19 protein-coding genes and 3 tRNA genes are annotated in these 17,930 nt (G+C 67.3%); 12 read left to right on the top strand and 10 right to left on the bottom strand.

Annotated features, from left to right (window positions below; translation table 11 throughout):
• Positions 1-185, bottom strand: a 185-nt coding sequence (locus ACWGRX_RS19070) for a GTP-binding protein (RefSeq protein ID WP_452118830.1), incomplete at its 3' end; no start/stop codon positions are given.
• A 243-nt stretch (positions 186-428) separates the two neighbouring features.
• On the opposite strand from ACWGRX_RS19070, the gene ACWGRX_RS19075 reads away from it, so the two are divergent.
• Positions 429-752 (top strand): Rdx family protein, encoded by a 324-nt coding sequence (locus tag ACWGRX_RS19075; protein ID WP_452118831.1) that lies wholly within the window; start codon positions 429-431, stop codon positions 750-752.
• Between the two features lie 66 nt (positions 753-818).
• On the opposite strand, the gene ACWGRX_RS19080 is transcribed toward ACWGRX_RS19075, so the two are convergent.
• The 5 genes from ACWGRX_RS19080 to ACWGRX_RS19100 form a co-directional block, all read right to left on the bottom strand.
• The gene (locus ACWGRX_RS19080) at positions 819-1,604 is read right to left on the bottom strand and encodes a papain-like cysteine protease family protein (protein ID WP_452118832.1); all 786 of its coding nucleotides are present in this window, start codon (positions 1,602-1,604) and stop codon (positions 819-821) included.
• Between the two features lie 203 nt (positions 1,605-1,807).
• Positions 1,808-1,881: transfer RNA gene (locus ACWGRX_RS19085), tRNA-Gly, on the bottom strand.
• 162 nt (positions 1,882-2,043) lie between these two features.
• Positions 2,044-2,128 (bottom strand) — tRNA-Tyr (locus ACWGRX_RS19090).
• Between the two features lie 139 nt (positions 2,129-2,267).
• Complete coding sequence (locus ACWGRX_RS19095) at positions 2,268-2,846, bottom strand: hypothetical protein (protein ID WP_452118833.1); 579 nt, start codon at positions 2,844-2,846, stop codon at positions 2,268-2,270.
• A gap of 71 nt (positions 2,847-2,917) precedes the next feature.
• On the bottom strand, positions 2,918-3,469 hold the full coding sequence (locus ACWGRX_RS19100; protein WP_452118834.1) for an AAA family ATPase: 552 nt from the start codon (positions 3,467-3,469) through the stop codon (positions 2,918-2,920).
• 352 nt (positions 3,470-3,821) lie between these two features.
• Between ACWGRX_RS19100 and rlmB the strand changes: the two genes are divergently transcribed.
• Positions 3,822-4,622, top strand: a complete 801-nt coding sequence (gene rlmB / locus ACWGRX_RS19105) for a 23S rRNA (guanosine(2251)-2'-O)-methyltransferase RlmB (RefSeq protein ID WP_452118835.1) — start codon at positions 3,822-3,824, stop codon at positions 4,620-4,622.
• Positions 4,623-4,628: 6 nt separating this feature from the next.
• Here rlmB and ACWGRX_RS19110 read toward each other — a convergent pair whose 3' ends face one another.
• Positions 4,629-5,123 carry a hypothetical protein gene (locus ACWGRX_RS19110; protein ID WP_452118836.1) on the bottom strand — a complete coding sequence of 165 codons (495 nt, stop codon included), beginning with the start codon at positions 5,121-5,123 and terminating at the stop codon, positions 4,629-4,631.
• Positions 5,124-5,446: 323 nt separating this feature from the next.
• Between ACWGRX_RS19110 and ACWGRX_RS19115 the strand changes: the two genes are divergently transcribed.
• From ACWGRX_RS19115 to ACWGRX_RS19150, 8 genes are all read left to right on the top strand, one after another.
• Entirely contained in the window at positions 5,447-7,114 is a 1,668-nt protein-coding gene (locus ACWGRX_RS19115) for an MFS transporter (RefSeq protein ID WP_452118837.1), read from the top strand.
• 360 nt (positions 7,115-7,474) lie between these two features.
• On the top strand, positions 7,475-7,759 hold the full coding sequence (locus tag ACWGRX_RS19120; protein WP_452118838.1) for a hypothetical protein: 285 nt from the start codon (positions 7,475-7,477) through the stop codon (positions 7,757-7,759).
• A 325-nt stretch (positions 7,760-8,084) separates the two neighbouring features.
• Positions 8,085-8,159, top strand: a tRNA-Thr gene (locus tag ACWGRX_RS19125).
• A gap of 474 nt (positions 8,160-8,633) precedes the next feature.
• Positions 8,634-8,918: a peptidoglycan L,D-endopeptidase MepK gene (locus ACWGRX_RS19130; RefSeq protein WP_452118839.1), complete on the top strand. Its 285-nt coding sequence runs from the start codon at positions 8,634-8,636 to the stop codon at positions 8,916-8,918.
• A 259-nt stretch (positions 8,919-9,177) separates the two neighbouring features.
• Positions 9,178-9,390: a hypothetical protein gene (locus ACWGRX_RS19135; RefSeq protein WP_452118840.1), complete on the top strand. Its 213-nt coding sequence runs from the start codon at positions 9,178-9,180 to the stop codon at positions 9,388-9,390.
• Between the two features lie 150 nt (positions 9,391-9,540).
• Positions 9,541-9,954 (top strand): hypothetical protein, encoded by a 414-nt coding sequence (locus ACWGRX_RS19140; RefSeq protein WP_452118841.1) that lies wholly within the window; start codon positions 9,541-9,543, stop codon positions 9,952-9,954.
• Between the two features lie 142 nt (positions 9,955-10,096).
• Positions 10,097-11,083, top strand: a complete 987-nt coding sequence (locus ACWGRX_RS19145) for an MBL fold metallo-hydrolase (protein ID WP_452118842.1) — start codon at positions 10,097-10,099, stop codon at positions 11,081-11,083.
• Positions 11,084-11,264: 181 nt separating this feature from the next.
• Entirely contained in the window at positions 11,265-12,038 is a 774-nt protein-coding gene (locus tag ACWGRX_RS19150) for an NAD kinase (RefSeq protein ID WP_452118843.1), read from the top strand.
• 298 nt (positions 12,039-12,336) lie between these two features.
• Here ACWGRX_RS19150 and ACWGRX_RS19155 read toward each other — a convergent pair whose 3' ends face one another.
• Both ACWGRX_RS19155 and ACWGRX_RS19160 read right to left on the bottom strand, forming a co-directional pair.
• Positions 12,337-13,551 carry a DUF2336 domain-containing protein gene (locus tag ACWGRX_RS19155; protein WP_452118844.1) on the bottom strand — a complete coding sequence of 405 codons (1,215 nt, stop codon included), beginning with the start codon at positions 13,549-13,551 and terminating at the stop codon, positions 12,337-12,339.
• A complete protein-coding gene (locus tag ACWGRX_RS19160; RefSeq protein ID WP_452118845.1) occupies positions 13,548-14,681 on the bottom strand; it encodes a lytic transglycosylase domain-containing protein in 1,134 nt (377 codons plus the stop codon). The genes ACWGRX_RS19155 and ACWGRX_RS19160 overlap by 4 nt, the downstream gene beginning before the upstream one ends.
• 250 nt (positions 14,682-14,931) lie before the next feature.
• Between ACWGRX_RS19160 and ACWGRX_RS19165 the strand changes: the two genes are divergently transcribed.
• Together ACWGRX_RS19165 and ACWGRX_RS19170 are read left to right on the top strand one after the other, a co-directional pair.
• On the top strand, positions 14,932-15,426 hold the full coding sequence (locus tag ACWGRX_RS19165) for a MaoC family dehydratase (RefSeq protein WP_452118846.1): 495 nt from the start codon (positions 14,932-14,934) through the stop codon (positions 15,424-15,426).
• Entirely contained in the window at positions 15,426-16,301 is an 876-nt protein-coding gene (locus ACWGRX_RS19170) for an HpcH/HpaI aldolase/citrate lyase family protein (protein WP_452118847.1), read from the top strand. Before ACWGRX_RS19165 ends, ACWGRX_RS19170 begins: the two co-directional genes overlap by 1 nt.
• Before the next feature lie 12 nt (positions 16,302-16,313).
• Here ACWGRX_RS19170 and ACWGRX_RS19175 read toward each other — a convergent pair whose 3' ends face one another.
• Positions 16,314-17,882: an MFS transporter gene (locus ACWGRX_RS19175; RefSeq protein WP_452118848.1), complete on the bottom strand. Its 1,569-nt coding sequence runs from the start codon at positions 17,880-17,882 to the stop codon at positions 16,314-16,316.
• Between the last annotated feature and the right edge of the window lie 48 nt (positions 17,883-17,930).

Here is a 17,930-nt window from a genome sequence, read left to right on the forward strand (position 1 = left end):
GTGATCCCGCGCGCCTTCTCCTCAGGAGCCTTGTCGATCTGGTCATAAGCCGTGAACGAAGCGCCGCCAGCCTCCGCCAGAACCTTCGTGATCGCCGCCGTCAAAGACGTCTTGCCATGGTCAACGTGACCAATCGTGCCGATGTTGCAGTGCGGCTTCGTGCGGGAGAACTTCTCTTTGGCCATGACACCTTTATCCTCGAAGGCGGCCGCTGGGGGCCGGAAAGCGCGGTGGAATTAGGGGTTTTTGCCGCGTGATGCAAGCGCTCCGGCCTGCCCGATCGCCCCGTCCCGCAACGCCGTGCCGTCACGCCCTTGCGGTGGCCGCTCCTTTCCCCGTCCGGAGCCGCGCCCGGCCGCTTGGCAAGCGAGGCCCGCAGGCGCAAAACGGCGCCACCAGCGCCACCTCGCGTCCCCGGAGCCTCCGCCATGACCGTCACCACATCCGCCCCCAAGCCCCTGCCCCGCATCGCCTTCACCTATTGCAGCATGTGCAATTGGCTGCTGCGCTCGGCCTGGATGGCGCAGGAGCTGCTCCAGACCTTTGGCCAGGATCTCGGCGAGGTCGTGCTGATCCCGCGCACCGGCGGCATCTTCCAGATCCACTATGACGGCGAGCTGATCTGGGACCGGACGGTCGATGGCGGCTTCCCCGATGTGAAGCAGCTCAAGCAGCGCGTCCGCGACCGGCTCGACCCGGCCCGCGATCTCGGCCATCTCGACGGCCACAAGGCGCAAGCCACCGAGGCCTGAGCGCGCGAGCTGCCAGACTGCCTGCCTCGGCTCGGTCGAGGCGGGCGCAGCCGGGATCGGCCCGCATCACATGCCGAAGCCGACATAGACGGAGTCGCCGCTGAGCTCGCTGAACTTCTTGTTCTTGTAGCCATGGCCCTGCAGCGGGTCGAAGACGCTGAAATGCTCCTGCGACGGCTGCCCGACGCCATAGACCACATAGGTATGGCCCATCTCGCCGAAGGAGGTCGCCATCAGCAGGAAATGGCCGTTGGCCTTCAGCTTCCCGAAGACGTAGTCATAGGTGAAGTCCTTCCGCGGCAGGCTCTGGATGCCGATGCCCAGCTTGCCGAAGACGGCCTTCATCCCGCCCTTCTGTGCCGTCGGGTCGTCCGGCTCGCCTTCGGGCAACGAGCCGTCGGAATTGAGATAGCCGCCATATTCGGCGACGAGGTCGTCGACCTTTTCCGAGCCCCGGTTCTTGACGCGCCGCCAAGACGCCGCGCCAGCAGCCCAGCAATACAGGCTCTTCTGGTAGACCTCCGGAGGCTGGGCCAGGATCAGCGGCGATGGCGGGGCAAAGCCGGGGGTCGCGGCCTTCAGGATCTTGTATTTGCCGCGATAATAGCTCGAATCATACCAAGTGCGGTCAGTGCTGGGGGTCAGCGGTCGTAACCAGCTTTCGCGGGTCGCGGAATCCTTCCAGGCGATGTTCACCATCTTGGCGTTGGCCGACCAGCTGCCTGAGCCATTGTCCGAGCCGCCGCTCTCGCGCCATGCGCCCTTGCCGTCCTGGGAGAACTCGTATTCCCAGGTCCAGCCTTTGACCTTCACGGTCCATTTTCCGATCAGCAAGTCCAGGTCGCCGGCCATGCCCGCCTCCCTTATAGTGCCGTCCGCTCTGAAGTCTTGAAATGCCGATATCGGCCGTACGGGCGCGCCGCGCGATCATGGTGCTGCGGTTGCCCGGCGGACGCAATCTGCCTCGATTCGGCCGGCCCTCACGCTCGCGGCATCACCGCGAAACGGCCATCGTCGCGGCGCGGCGCGCAAATCTGGATCATCGGGAGGGAAATTGGAGCGGGTACCGGGAATCGAACCCGGGTATTCAGCTTGGAAGGCTGCTGCTCTACCATTGAGCTACACCCGCGCAGGGCGACAAGTTCCGCATCGCGCGGCCCGGTGTCAACCCGTCATCGCCAGCTGCCGGCAAGGGCCGCGGACGTCGCGGTGAAAGCACTGCGCTGTCACCGCCTGGTCGTTCGGCGCGTCTTTTAGGAAGGCGCGCCTGCTTCGTCCCGCAGGGCGAAGGTGGTGGGGGAAGCAGGACTCGAACCTGCGAAGGCATAGCCAGCGGATTTACAGTCCGCCCCCTTTGCCGCTCGGGACATTCCCCCGCCTTTTCGCTGGCTGGCCCGAAGGCCGGCCGCAGCCGCTGTTTCACTTTTGTGAAGGGCGGCAGGCGCGGCCGGACTTATGGTGAGAGGGCGCCCGCCTGTCAACGCCTAAAACGATCGATCCGCGACAAGGCGCATTTCAATCCACCGCTCGTGCCGCCCCGTATCGCCGCAGCCAAGCCTTCGCCGCCGGCACCAGGGCCTGAAATGGTGTGGTTTCCGGCCGCTCGATCGCATCGGCGAGATCGGGCGGCGGATAGATCAGCGTGCGCACGCCATGGCGGTACTGCCAGACCGGCAGCGTGCCCTGGCGCACGAACATCGCGATGACCTCTCTGACGAGCGGACTGCGTAAGGCCCGCGATTTGCCGATCGGGCGCGCCACCACGCAGAAGCGCGCGAACGGATTCGGGTGGCTCGCCTCGCCTTCCAGGCAGAAGATCACGCCGCTTCGGTCCGGCCGGGCCTCGTCCGGCATCGCGTCGATTCGCCGCCACAGACAGAACCAGCTCCGGCAGATCTGCGGCCGTGTCGCATGGATGCCGCAGCCTTTGCCGGTGTTGTGGCGGCACATAACCCCAGCCGACTTGCCGACCTCCGGGTCGACGATGCGCAGCACCTCGCAGCAGGCGACGCAATCGCCGCATTCGCGCCCCGGCGTCAGATGGTTCAACGTCCGACCGGCGCGCATCGCCCCGGCTTCCGGCATCGCGTCCATGAGCCCTCCCCCGGAGAACGGAGTGGGTCGCCAGAATAGCGCCGACCGGCCCGCAACGGAATGCGAGCGCTTCAGCCTGCCGCCGCGATTCGCGCCCTGACGAAGGCGACACGCTCGGCGACGCCGGCGAGCGGCAGCTCGACCGGCTCATAGCCGAAATCGCGATAGGCGCCGGTCACCGCCGCAAAGGTGCGTTCCGCTTCCGCGAAATCCTGTTTGCGCTCTGCGTCCCCAGCGAAGATCGCGCGCCAGGGCGGCGCCGCGAAGACGAGGGGACGATAGCGGATCTGGCGCGCCGCTCGCTCCAGATGCGCGGGGATCGCGAGCCCCGACAGGGAGAGGTAGCCCGCGATATCGGGCACGCCGCGGTCGAACAACACGAGGCCGCCCCGCTCGCGCGCCTCGGCATGTGAGCGCATGTCCCAGCCCAGCATCAGCTCGGCGAACAGGGCCCGGTCACGCCAGGGCAGCGCCGGCCCGTCGATCGCCACCTGATCGCGGATGATCGCCCGCCCGCCTTCCGGCGCGGTCGCAAAACCCTCCGCCGCGAGTGCGGACAGCAATGTGGTCTTGCCGGCCCCCGGTCCGCCGGTGATCACGAAGAAGGCGTGGTCGTCAGTCATCGTCGTTTCCCATGTTTCGGTGAAGGAATGGCGGCCCGGCTCCCGCCCCCGGGCCAGCCATATTTGGAATGTTGAGCCCTCGTCCTGAGTGTCCGGCTCAAATCTCCGCCCTCGTCCTGAGGAGGCCCGAATGGGCCGTCTCGAAGGGTGCTCCAGCTGTCTCCCGAGCCTCCTGGGGCTTCCTTCGAGACGCGCTCCTGAGGAGCGCTCGTCAGGATGAGGGCTCAGGGAATGGTCGATCAGGCACTCGGGGTGAGGCTGCGTGGCGAATGCGATGCCCCTGCCCTCGCTCCGCACTGGCCAAGCGCCGCGCATCGTGGCAGGGCAGTCGCTCGACAATTCGAGAGTTCCCATGCCCGCCCCTTTCCGCCCGCGTCCCACCGGCAAGCCTTCCGGCCGCGGCTTCCGCCCACGCCAGGACGGGCCGCCGCCGCATCGCCCGGGCGATATCGACGAAGCGATCCTCTACGGCGCCCATCCGGTGATCGAGGCGCTGCGCAATCCGCGCCGGCGTTTCCGCAAGCTGCTCGCCACCGAGAACGCCCTGAAGCGCCTCGGCGAGGAGATCGGCGATCTGCCGATCGCGCCCGAACTGGTCCGCCCCTCCGAGATCGACCGCCTGCTGACGCCCGACGCCGTGCATCAGGGGCTCTATCTCGTCTGCGATCCCCTGCCCTCGCCCGATCTCGACACCCTGCCGGACGACGCGGTCGTGCTGGCGCTCGACCAGATCACCGATCCGCACAATGTCGGAGCGATCCTGCGCTCGGCGGCCGCTTTCGCTGTCGCCGCCGTGATCGTCACCATCCGGCACTCGCCGGCTGCGACCGGAGTCCTCGCCAAGTCGGCCTCGGGCGCGCTCGAGCATGTGCCGCTGATCGCCGTGAAGAATCTCGGGGATGCGCTCGACAAGCTCGGAAAGCGCGGCTTCCTGCGCGTCGGCTTCGATTCGGAGGGGGATGTCTCGCTCGACGACGTCGCTCTGCGACGTCCGCTCGTCATGGTCATGGGTGCCGAAGGCAAGGGCCTGCGCCAGCGCAGCCGCGAACTCTGCGACCATCTCGCCCGGCTCGACATGCCCGGCGCGATCAAGAGCCTCAATGTCTCCAACGCTACCGCGATCGCGCTCTACGCGGCGACGCGGCAGCGCTGAAGCGGCTCAGCGCTTCCCGGCCGGGCTTCGTCGATCGCCGGTATCGATCGGCACGATGCCGTCGGCGCCGATCCGGATGATCCGCGCCACCTGTCGCCCACCCCGGTTCTCGATCCGGTAGATCACCGGATCCGCCGCCGGCGAGCGCTGGATGCCAACCGCGACCGGAATCGACGGCGGCTCGACACGCTCGAACTGGTAGTCCGGCGCGGCAGTACCCAGCAGGACATTGAGCGAGGAATCGTAGAAGCCCGAACCATAACCCCCAAGGCCGTAGCCATAGGCGAACCCCGGGACATGGCGACCACGGGCGCGCAGACCCGGGCGGACCGGCCGCATCGGCCCGGCCAGCATGCGGCCCGGGGCGGCCGAGGCCAGAGCCGGCGCTCTGACACCGGCCGGCGCGGCAGGGCCGCCGGCAGGCCTGGCGAAGACATTCGAGCCGAGCGCCAGCATAGCGCCCGCAATGCAGGCCAGACGGAAAATCGGGATGCGGACCATGTCGCTCCCCCTCCTGTCCTTCGGAATCGCCGCTGGTCGGAAAGGCTATCCGTCTTGCGCCCGGAAGGCGAGTCGGGCGCCTGCGGGCGGCGGAAGACGAGCCTCATTTGTTAATGAGTCGTTAGTCTTACACCCTTTGGTGCAAGACCAAGTGCCTGCTTGAAGGTTTCGGGCTGTGGGCTCATTCGTTCCCCATCAAACTTGTCTTTTCTAGGGCTTCGCGGGTCGGCCACGTCCGACTCCAACGCAAAGACCGCTGCAAGGCGGCGTCGAGGCGCGGTGGGTGGTCCGCTGCGTCGGGGGAACGAACGACGGAGTGCATCATGAGCATTGCGCAAGCATCAGGGGCCGCCGGCCCACGCCCGATGACCAGGGAAGAGAAGCGGGTCATCCTCGCCTCCTCCCTGGGCACAGTATTCGAATGGTACGATTTCTATCTATACGGTTCGCTCGCCGTGATGATCGGCGCACATTTCTTCTCGGCCTTCGATCCGAATACGCGCGCCATCTTCGCGCTGCTTGCCTTCGCCGCCGGCTTCCTTGTTCGCCCCTTCGGCGCGCTGTTCTTCGGTCGCCTGGGTGACCTGATCGGCCGCAAATACACCTTCCTCGTCACCATCGTGATCATGGGCGCCTCGACCTTCCTGGTCGGCCTGCTGCCCGGCTACAACACCATCGGCTGGATCGCGCCGGTCATCCTGATCGCGCTGCGCATGCTGCAGGGCCTCGCCCTCGGCGGAGAGTATGGCGGCGCGGCGGTCTATGTCGCCGAGCATGCCCCGGTTGGTCGTCGTGGCTTCTACACTTCCTGGATCCAGACCACGGCGACGCTCGGCCTGCTGCTTTCGCTGATCGTCATTCTCGGCATCCGCACCACCATGGGCGAGGCCGAGTTCACCGCCTGGGGCTGGCGCATTCCGTTCCTGGTCTCGATCTTCCTGCTGGCGGTCTCGGTCTGGATCCGTCTGCAGATGCAGGAATCCCCCGCCTTCAAGAAGATGAAGGAAGAAGGCACCGGCTCGAAGGCGCCGCTCTCCGAGGCCTTCGGCCAGTGGAAGAACGCCAGGATCGCCCTGCTCGCGCTGTTCGGCCTCACCGCCGGCCAGGCCGTCGTCTGGTATACCGGCCAGTTCTACGCCCTGTTCTTCATCCAGAGCATCCTGAAGGTCGATCTCTACTCGGCCAACGTGCTGATCGCCTGGTCGCTCATCCTCGGCACCGGCGGGTTCATCGTCTTCGGCGCGCTCTCCGACAAGATCGGCCGCAAGCCGATCATCCTGGCGGGCTGCCTGATCGCGGCGCTGACTTATTTCCCGCTGTTCGGCGCCCTCACCAAGGCCGCCAATCCGGGCCTCGCTGCGGCGCATGAGAACGTCAAGGTCCAGGTCGTCGCCGATCCCGCCACCTGCGGCTCGGTCTTCGATCCGGTCGGCGTGCGCACCTTCACCCAGCCTTGCGACATCGCCCGCCGCACCCTCGCGACGCAGGCGATCGTCTACACCCAGATCGCCGCGCCCGCAGGCACCCCGGCCAAGGTCACGGTCAACGGCAAGGACGTCGCGATCGATGCCAACTTCGCCAAGAACATCGCGACCGAGGCCGTCGCCGCCGGCTATCCGGCCGCCGGCGATGCCCGCATCGTCAAGACCGGCTTCCTGAGCGCGCTGTTCAACGGCCAGTCGCTGACCATCATCGCGATCCTGACCATCCTCGTCATCTATGTGACGATGGTCTATGGCCCGATCGCCGCCGCCCTGGTCGAGCTCTTCCCGACCCGCATCCGCTATACCGGCATGTCGCTGCCCTACCATATCGGCAATGGCTGGTTCGGCGGCCTGCTCCCGGCGACCTCGTTCGCCATGGTGGCCGGCACCGGCGACATCTATTACGGCCTCTGGTACCCGATCGTGATCGCGATGATGACCTTCGTCGTCGGCATGCTCTTCGTGCCCGAGACCAAGGATCGCGACATCATGACCTACGACCACTGATCGACCTTGCGATCGGCCGGCCCCGCCCTCGTGGCGGGGCTTTTTTGTTGGCGGCAAGCCTCGGCGACCGCAGATCGGCGAACGTGCGAGAACGGGGTCAATCGCCTGATGCTGCCTGGTCTTCTTCAACACGACCACCTGCCACGGCCATCCGAGCTGGCGACCTTCGCAGAGGCCGGGCCATGAACAGCAAGCAGGATCTGTTTCGACGCTTTCCGCTGGATGGCAGCGTCACGATCGCGGGGGAGGAACTGACCACCCCCCGAATTTCGGGATGTTCAGGGAGCCCTGATCGCCGAGGGCGCGGTCCGCGCCCCCCATGCTCAACCGCCAGGCCCGTCATGGCAGATCGCCCGCCAGATGGGCCTGCGGGCGATGCTGCGCCTGCTCCGATCCCCCATCGCGAACATCGCTGTCGTCAATACGAGGCGGCTGGAGGATGACTGCAACTATATGTGCCAGACCTATACGGCCTGCGCGCAGCCCTTCATCAGAACGGCAGGTCCCGAAGACAGGATATCCATAGAACATCCCATTTATCGCCGCCTGGATTTCAGCATCGGCTTCGTTCAACAACTCAATCACGTCGGCTTTATTTTTCTGCGCCCGAGCCGCCTCGCCTCGCAGGAGCGACGACAATCATGATGCAGCACAATTATGGAGCCATGGCAGTCGGAGCATTTTGATCGGGTGAGCACCAACCCGCATCAAGAGGTGCGGCAAAACAGAGAATTGGAGCATGCGTCTGGCTCAAAACAGCAGAAAAATACTCTGCCTATCTCCTGTGGCAACCTGGAGCCAATACGGCAGGGCGAGCGCGGGCCCGAAGGAGCAGGTGATGGCAGGCTCCACCGAACCGCGCGGCTCCGCCAGTCGCAGCCGCAAGACCAGCCTTGGGCGCCAACGACTCTTGCATGAGCTCCACGGCACGCTTGCCCTGGCGGCGCCGGGCTGATACCGCAACGCCGGAGCCGGCGTAGCACAGCGGTAGTGCAGCGGTTTTGTAAACCGAAGGTCGGGAGTTCGATCCTCTCCGCCGGCACCATCCTTCCCGCATCCCTGCCGAGCGATACTGCGGGCCTGGCCTGGGCTTTCCCGACTTGGGCCGGCTTTCGGCAGCATTCGCCCCGGGAATGTCGACAGAACCGCAGGCCTCCGCGCCGCTGCGAAATCCCTGCGTGAGCATCCCGATCCCACCCCGCCGCAAGCGGCTGGCGAGGCGCTTTCGCACCTTCGTTTCAAGCCCTCGGCGCGCGCCCTCCGTATAGGATTTGCGGCGAAGCCATCTTTTCGCCTTGCGCCAAATCTAGATGCAGCGCCGAGACGGTTCGGCCAGACCAGGATTTGGTGGCCTGAGCTTCCATTCCCCCTTGTAGAGTAGAACATGCGTCGCGTTGTTTTGGCTGCACTCGTTGCGGCATCCGTACCCGTTTACGCCCAGGCGAATATCCTCACAGACAAGATCTCGTTTCAGCCCCAGGTCAAAGGCTTAGCCTGCCTCAAGCCGGAGACACTGGCCATGATCAAGGAGCTGGTCGACAAGATCGGTCCGATCCAGATCACCTCCACCTGCGGCGGGCGCCATGCAAGGCGTTCCCAGCACTATCGCGGCAATGCCATCGACTTCCGGCCGCTGGCGACCTCGACCCGCAAGGCGGTAGCAGCGACCAAGGCCCTCGCCAGCACCGGCGGCGTCGGCTCCTATCCGAACGGACTGATCCACGCCGATGTCGGGGATCGCGAAATCTCCTGGTATGGCCACAAGCGCGCCAAGCGCCAGCTCGCCTATGTCGCCCGCCGCTAGAGTAATTCAGACCAGACAGGCACCGGCTCGCCTGAAGATAATACGATGACATGAAGGATCAGGACGTTTCCCCGAGCTTCAACGGAACGGGGGAACGCTCTGACTTGCCCTGACTGGTCGGGCCGGTCGCAACGAGGCATCACGGCTGCGCGCCGCGCGTCTGCGGAACGAGGCGCATAGCCCCTCCGGCCCGCCGGGATTCGCAGGAACCACACTCTGTCGTATAGCTCTCCGCCCGAATCGCGCCGGAGAGCGTTCCATGCCGAAGCTTTGCAAGTTCACCTCGCCGATCGACGGCAAGCCGGTCTATGTCAATCCCTCTCAGGTCAGCGTCGTCTACACCCACAAGGGCGAGCCGCCCGACACCATCATCGGTTTCGGCAAGGACTTCATGCTCGGCGTCAAGGAAGGCCTCGACGAGGCCGTGACGATGCTCGACACGGCGATGAGCGAGGACGGACGAAAAGGCTAGCATCCGCCCGATCCGACGGTCGCCATGGTCCGAAAGCGGCGGCAAGGCCGAGCCATCGCTTGGCGGACCGGACAGACGGCCATAGATTCCTGCGGAGCCGGCCCGGAATTTGCGTGGCCGGCGGCGTGCTGAACGGAGCGCCCTGAAACGATGACCTCTGTCGAGCGGCGCGAGAAGCTCCTGGCTCTCGCAGAGCAATGCGAAACCGCCGGTCGCCCCGACCGCAATCTCGACGCCGAGATCTACGAGGCGCTGGGCTACACCGTGCGTCGCAAGCCGACGCTGCTGGCTGGGCCGCGCACGCCACCGGGCGGCATCTACCAGCAGGGCGCACTCTGGAAGGCGATCGGCAAGATCAGCGCCGAGATCGACGTCGCCGTCGGCGTGCTCCGGCAGAAGGCGCCCGACTGGAACTGGAGCCTGCATTCCATCGTCGCCGAGGAACAGTCCTTCGAGGCGCTGGTCGCCGGCTCGAGCGGCCATGGCGCGCTCGCCTCGCTCGCCCTCTGCGCCGCCCTGCTCAAGGCCTTCGCGGCGCGCGGCGGCAAGATCACGGAAAGTTGACCCTGCGCCAACCGGCGGCGGTTGAAGCGGTCGCTCCGCCCGCTAGTTTGCTGCTCAGGCTGAGCCCAGCCCAGGACACGTTTCCGGATGGCGGGCAGCGTCACCGGGGAGGCGTGCCCTCACTCACCGGTGGAGCCCGATCATGACCCGTTTGGACCTTTCGCGCCGCACCCTGATGGCGGGTGCCGGCGCGCTCGCGGCCGCTTCTACCCTCGACCTGCCTTTCGGTATCGCCCCGGCCCATGCGCAAGGAGCCCCCGTGAACCAGAATCCAGGCTTCTATCGCTACAAGGTCGGCGACATCACCGTCACCGCCATCAATGACGGCTTCGCCAGGCGCCCGCTCGAAGGCTTCGTCCGCAATGCCGAGCTCGCCGACGTCAAGAAGGCGATGGAGCAAGCCTATCTGCCGAACGACGCGCTCTCGATCTCCTTCACCACTCTTGCCATCCAGGCCGGCGGCAAGCTGACTTTAATCGACACCGGCAATGGCGATTCCGGTGCCCCGACCTCCGGCGCCTGGATGAAGAATTTCCGCGCCGCCGGCTTCGATCCGAAGGACGTTTCCTCGGTCGTGTTCAGCCATTTCCATGGCGACCACATCAACGGCTTCCGACTCAAGGACGGCACGGCCGTCTTCCCTAATGCCGAAGTGATGGTGCCCGCCGCCGAATGGGCCTTCTGGATGGACGACGCCAAGGCGAGTGCCGCTCCGGACGCGATGAAAGGCGCCTTTGCCGGCGTGCGCCGCGTTTTCGGCCCGGTCGCCAAGGATGTGAAGCAGTTCGAGGCCGGCAAGGAGATCCTGCCCGGCATCACCGCGGTCGCCGCGCCCGGCCACACGCCCGGCCACACGGTCTTCGCCGTCGCCTCCGGCACCGGCAAGCTGATGATCATGTCGGACACCACCAACCATCCGGCCCTGTTCGTCCGCAATCCCGATTGGTCGGCGGTTTTCGACATGGACGGCCCGCAGGCGGCCGCCACCCGCCGCAAGCTGCTCGACATGGTCTCGGCCGAGAAGATGCAGGTCGCGTTCTATCACGCCCCCTTCCCGGCCACCGGCCACATCGCCAAGGATGGCAACGGCTTCGAGCTGGTGCCGGTACAGTGGAGCAGCACGATCTGAAATCGGCGCAGTGACGATCCTCCGGCCGGGGCCAACGCCCCGGCCTTTTCTTTTGGCGCCATGGCTCGCGATCCGCCGCCGGACCATGCTATGGCGGGGTTCGACTGGCGGCTGGGAGGATGGCGCTAGGTATGGCACGGGTTTTCGCGCAGCGCATGCGCTCTCCTGAAGTGTTTCCGCGATGACCGAACGCCGCGGCACCATCGCCTTCGTCGCCAGCGAGACGCCCGAGGCACAGGCTGCGCGCTTCAAGCTGGTCGAGCGCTATGGCGACGCCGATCCGGATGTGGCGGACATCGTCGTCGCCCTCGGCGGCGATGGGCTGATGCTGCAGACGCTGCATCGCTTCATGGGGACCGCCAAGCCGATCTACGGCATGAATCGCGGCTCGGTCGGCTTCCTGATGAACGAATTCAAGGAACGCGGCCTGCGCAAGCGGCTCGAAGCGGCGCAGCGTAGCGTCGTGCACCCGCTGGTGATGACCGCGATCGACCGCGACGGCCACAAGGTCGAGGCCCGCGCCATCAACGAGGTCTCGCTGCTGCGCCGCTCCTATCAGGCGGCGAAATTGCGCCTCTCGGTCGATGGTCAGGTCCGGCTCGAGGAACTCGTCGCCGACGGCGTGCTCCTGGCGACGCCGGCTGGCTCGACCGCCTATAATCTCTCGGCCAATGGCCCGATCCTGCCGCTCGACGCGCCGCTCCTGGCCCTGACGCCGCTCTCGCCCTTCCGGCCGCGGCGCTGGCGCGGCGCGCTCCTGCCCGACCAGGCGCAGGTGACGATCGAGGTGCTGGAGGCGCAGAAGCGGCCGGTCAGCGCCGTCGCCGACCATACCCAGATCGAGAACGTCGCCTCGGTCGCGATCGCCATCGACCGCTCGCTCGACCTCGTCATGCTGCACGATCCCGGCCATAGCCTGGACGAGCGCATCTTGCGGGAACAGTTCGGGTACTGAGGCGCGAGCGCCTCACCGTCGGGGGCGGGCTTGTCCCGACCATCAATGTTTTGCTTGGAACCGCGGGGTCATCCTGGACAAGCCGCGAAGCGGCGCCGGTCCGGGATCCAGCGCAGGGCACCTGCGCCTCATGATGGATCCCGGGCGGAGCTTCGTTCGCCCAGGATGACGGCTGCGGGTCTCTGTAAAGACGGTGGCGCCTATCGCATCGGACCGAAAAGTGGAATCCACTTTTCGGTCCGATGCGATAACAAAAAGATAGATCACCGTGACCGCGTCCGAACGGACGCGCGGCGGCCTAAGCCACGTCGCGCAGGTCCCCGAGTTCGAGCTCGACCAGGAATTGCGGATCGGCCTCGACCAGCAGAGCCAGGGCCGCATCGTCGGCGAGCGAATCGGCAAGCCCCCTCGCCTCCTCGCGAGCGGCCTCCGCGTCGAGACGGCGCAGCAGCGCCATCAGCGCATGCGTCTCGGCTCCTTCCAGGCCGTCGCAGGCGATCAGCACCTCAGCGAGCAGCGTCCGGTTGATGCCGCTCGCGCCGGAGGCGGCGGCGTAGCCGCCGCGCTTCAGCGCAGCCACGACCGCGGCGAAGGCGGGCAGCAGCACGGCCGGCATCGCGGCCCGGCGATAGAGCGCTTTCAGCCCCGAGCCGCTCCTGTCCCAGAGCAGCGCCCGCACGCGCCCCAGCGGCAGCTCGGAAAGCGTCGCGAACGCGGCTTCCGCCAGTGCGGGCTCGCCGCTCAGCAGCGAGCGCAGGATCACGCCCGGCGTCAGCCGTCCGGTCTCGCGCAGGCATTCGACGATCGCCGGCGCGTCGCTCTCCTCGCCGCCGGCGGCGAGCGCCACGGCGACGCGCTCGGTCGCCTCGCGCGCGAGCCGCGCGCTGCGTTCCCCGGTCAGCCAGCCACAACCGGCCACGAAGGCGGCCAGTGCATCCGAAACCTTGGCGGCGATGGCCTGGCGCAGGCCCGCCGGCAGATCGAGCCGTGCCAGCAGAGCCTCGCGCACCGCTCCGGATTCACCCTCGCGCTCGAAGATGCGCTCCAGGGAGAACTCCGGAATCTCGGCCGTCGGATTGGCGAGCAGCGCGAGCAGCGCCTCCTCGACACCGACCTCGGCCAGAGCCGCCGCGACTCCCAGCGGCAGATGCGGCCGCTGCGCGATGGCGCGCTGGGCCAGCCCGTCGCCGATCGCCGCGGCATCGACGAGATCGGCCTCACCGAGCACCGGCGACTGGGCCAGCAGCAAGGCGGCGATGTCGCTCTGCTCGGCGATCAGCGCGAGCACGAGAGTGCGCGGCGCACCGCTCGCCCCGGCGAGTTCCTCGGCGAGCGCCCGCCGCACCAGCGGCGAAGGGTCGTCGACCAGCGAGATCAGCGCCGTCTCGGCCTCGCGCCGGTCCTCGGGCGACATCGCCGAGCGCAGATAGGCACCAGCCAGCGCCGCAGCGCCGGCGGCGCGCGCCTCGGCCGGAGCGGTGCGAGCCCAGAGAAGGAAACGGCGTACGATCATCCGCGCCTGCCATGCGTCATGAAGGTGCTCAGATCGAGCGGGCCGCGTCGAGCCGGAGATGACCGCACTGCCTTGTCCGCCACCGTCGCGACGGCCGGCTGGCTCTCGGCGGCGAGTTCGCGGGGCCGCGCCGGCGGCAATGGCGCGCGCATCGCGACAGGCGCCTGGGTGGCGGCCTGGGGTTCGCCCGCAGCCGCCGCGTTCGCGACAGCCTCGCCCTCCGCCGCGGCGCCGCGGCGCGGGAAATAGCGCGTGGCGGGGTCGGCATCGGCTGCACGCGAGGCCCCGCCGCTGCGCGGCGTCGTCCAGAGATCGGCGACGGCGCGCGAAACCGGCGTGCGCGGCCCCTCGGTCGAGAACAATCCGATCAGCCCCTTGGCGCGCCCCGGCGCCAGCGCGGCGGCGATCGGCACCACCGCCGGCTCGGACGCATAGGCCGTCGCGCTCGTCCCGTTGGGGCGGGCCTGCGCCAGCATCGCGCCGCTCGAAGCCGCGACCTGGGTGTTGGCATGGCTGGCCGCGAGCACGCCATAGACCTCCTGGACGCTGCGCGCCCGGCCGCTCTTGTCGAAGAAGATCGCCCTGTTGGCCGCGGCGGCTTCCGGAAACTGGCTGGCAGCCGAGCGGCCGGGATCGCTGCTCGCGGTCCGGATCAGGTCGCTGGCGCCGCGTGCACCCAGCACATGGGCGATGTAGAGCTCGCCGGCATGGGGCTGGCGACCGAGCGCCGCGCCGAGCTGCTCGCCATTCTTCTGGGTCAGGGCGCCGGCCATCACGGCCGCGACCTGCGGATCGTTGCGCAATTGCAGGATTTTTTCGCGCATGGCCGGATCGGAGACAGTCAGGCGGCCATTCTCGCTTTCGCTGATCGCGCCGGCATAATTGGCCATGCCCTGCTTCGGGCCTTCCTGGCGCATGATCGAGAGCCAGGTCTGCTCGATGAACTGGAACAGCCCGGTCGCGCTCGAAGTGCGCGCCTTGGCATCGGGCTCGAGCGAGGATTCACGTTGCGCCGTCTTCAGCAGATAGTCGAAACCGGCACCGGTCCGGTCGGCGCCCTGCTTGATGGCGCTGACGACCGGATTGACGGGCGTTGTCTCGCGGGTGCTCGGCGTGCTGAAAAGGAACATGAAAACCACTCGGGCTGCAGCCGCTCCGATCGGGCGGAAGCACCTGAGAAGACTGGACCGATTATGGTAAGCGAACCGTTAAAGCGCCTGCCGTGAGCCGGCTTGCGGACGCAGAAAAAGGCCTGGAGCATGCTGCGAAAGAGGGGCGACGGCTTTTCGCGCCAAGCATGCTCTAAATCATGAGAATCGATCACGTTATCTGCAGTTTGACGTTTCCGTCCGAATGCAGCGCGATCTTGGGAGCAGGATGATGACGGAACCGAAACGACATAAGCGCGGCGGGCTCTATTTCGAGGACTTCACGGTCGGCGCCTCGATCGAGCACGGCCTGACCCGCACGGTCACGCAGATGGACAACATGTTGTTCTCCAACATGACCCTGAACCCGCAACCCCTTCATATCGATGCACATTTCTGCGCGACCGAGACCGAATGGGGCAAGCCGCTGATGAACTCGCTGTTCACGCTCGGCCTGATGATCGGCATCTCCGTCAACGACACCACCGTCGGCACCACGATCGGCAATCTCGGCATGACCGACGTGACCTTCCCCGCCCCGCTCTTCGAGGGCGACACCATCAACTGCGTCACCGAGATCGTCGCCAAGCGCGAGTCGAAATCGCGGCCCGACGCCGGCATCGTCGAGTTCCACCATCGCGCCTTCAAGCAGGACGGCACGCTGGTGGCCCAGTGCCGCCGCCAGGCCTTCATGAAGAAGCGGCCGGCAGAAGGGGTACAGGCCTGATGCGCTCGCTCCTGTTCGTTCCCGGCGACAGCCCGAAGAAGCTGCAGAAGGGCCTGGAAAGCGGCGCCGACGCGCTGATCCTCGATCTCGAGGATTCGGTCGCGCTCGACGCCAAGCCGCAGGCGCGTGAACTCACCCGCGACTTTCTCAAGGAGACCGGCGCGCTGGCGCGCCGCCCGCGCCTGATCGTGCGCGTCAACGCGCTCTCGACCGGGCTGACAGAGGCCGATCTCGACGCGATCATGCCCGGCGCGCCGGACGCGATCATGCTGCCCAAGGCCGAAGGCGGCCCGGACCTCACCCATCTCGCCGCCCAGATCGCGGTGCGCGAGGCCGAATGCGACCTCGCCGACGGGGCGACCCGGATCATCGCCATCGCCACCGAGACCGGCAAGGGCATCTTCGCGCTCGGCAGCTATGCCGGCGCCAGCCACCGCCTCGAAGCCCTGACCTGGGGCGCCGAGGACCTCTCGGCCGATCTCGGCGCCGAGACCAACCGGCTGGAGGATGGCAGCTATGCCGACCCCTACCGGATGGCGCGCTCGCTCACCCTGTTCGCCGCCGCCGCCGCCCAGGTCGACGCCATCGACAGCGTCTTCACCGCCTTCCGCGACAGCGAGGGCCTGCGGGCCGAATGCCTCGCCGGCCGGCGCGACGGCTTCACCGGCAAGATGGCGATCCATCCGGCCCAGGTCGCCGTGATCAACGAGGTCTTCTCGCCCTCGCCCGAGGCGCTGGCGCGGGCCGAGGCGATCATCGCCCTGTTCGACGCCAATCCCGGCCTCGGCGTCATCGGCCTCGACGGCGAGATGCTCGACCGCCCCCATCTGATGCGCGCCCGCCGCCTCAAGGCCCGCGCCGACAAGCTGGGCTGACCCGAAGCCGGGTCAGCCCTCGGGCTCGGCGGAGACGGCGCAGGTCGCGACCGCGCCGCCTTCCGCCCGGAGCCGGAACCCGCCGAAGATCACGAAGCTGACCACGGCCAGCAGGCCTGCGCTGATGCCGCCATAGAGCATCACCCAGCCGAAGCCGCGGACCAGCGCCGCATGCACCCCGGCGCCGGACGCATCGTGCAGCGCCAGGGCCGGATAGCTCTGCGGCAGCGCGCCGAGATTGCCGGCGGCGACAGAGGTCGCCAGCGCCTGCAGCTGCGAAGCATCGAGCACGCCGGAGAACCCGGCATGCAGCGACCGGCGGATGCCCTCGACCAGGATCAGCCCCATCACCGGGATGTTGATCGCCAGCGCGATCAGCCGGGCGCTGATGTCGATACCGGACGCCATCCCCGCACGGTTGCTCGGCACCGCGCCGGTCGTGGTGTTGGTCACCGCCGTATTGGTCAGGCCGAGCCCGATCCCGGCGAGCAGCGCGCCTGGCAGCACGGTCGACCAGCCGGGCTCGGCGACGCCACTGCCCAGCCACATCGCGATGAAGCCGGCCGCCATGGTGAGCATGCCGAGCGGAACCACCAGCTGCGGGCCATGGCGGCGCAGCAGATGATCCGAGATCGCCGGCATCACCATGAACGGCACGGTATAGGCCAGCAGCAGCAGGCCGGTCGCCTCGGCGCTAAGACCGAGCCCGCTCTGGAAGTAGATCGGCAGGTAGATGATGAAGGGCCAGTAGCTGAAATTCATCGCCGCGCAGCCGATGATCGCGCCACTGAAACGGCGGATCCGGAACACCGAGAAATCGAACATCGGCTGCGGCGCACGCTTCTCCACGAACAGGAAGGCGGTGAAGCTGGCCAGGGCGAGGCCGGCAAGCCCGAGCGACAAAAACAGGCCGAGCTCGGCACCCTGCGTGATGACGAAGGCAAGCCCGAAAACCGCGAGGGTCAGCGTGACGATGCCGGCAAGGTCGAGCTGCTTCGCCTGCGGATCACGCGATTCGCGGATGCCGATCGCTGCCGGCACCAGCGCCAGCACGGTCAGCGGCACATGGACCAGGAACACCCATTGCCAGCCGACCAGCGTCGCGATCATGCCGCCGACCACCGGACCGAAGCCCAAGCCGACGCCGCTGACGACGCCCCAGAGGGTGAAGGCCCTGCCGCGCTCGCGCCCGTCCGGGAACTGATGCGAGATGATCGCGATGGCGCAGGTCAGCATCGCGCCGCCCGCCATGCCCTGCAGGAACCGGCCGGCGATCAGCACCGGGGCGCTCTGCGCCAGCCCGCAGATCAGCGAGGTCACCCCGAAGGCGGCGGTGGTCGCCATGAAGACGCGCTTGCGGCCATAGCGGTCGGCGAACGTACCGGTCGCCATCAGCACCGCGGTACAGGCGATGGTGTAGGCGTTCATGATCCATTGCAGCGCCCGGAAATCCGCCGGCAGCGTCGATTCCAGGATCGGCAGGATCACCGGGATGCTGGAGATCTCGAGGCCGAACATCAGGGATGCCAGGCAGATTCCGGCCAGTGCCGCCCTGTCACGCGCGTTCGAAGAGCTGGTCATCGCAAGCACCTTTCGCGATCCGCCGCCGCGGCGGGATCGATGGAGGCA

Source organism: Allobosea sp. NPDC055594, from assembly GCF_053618995.1.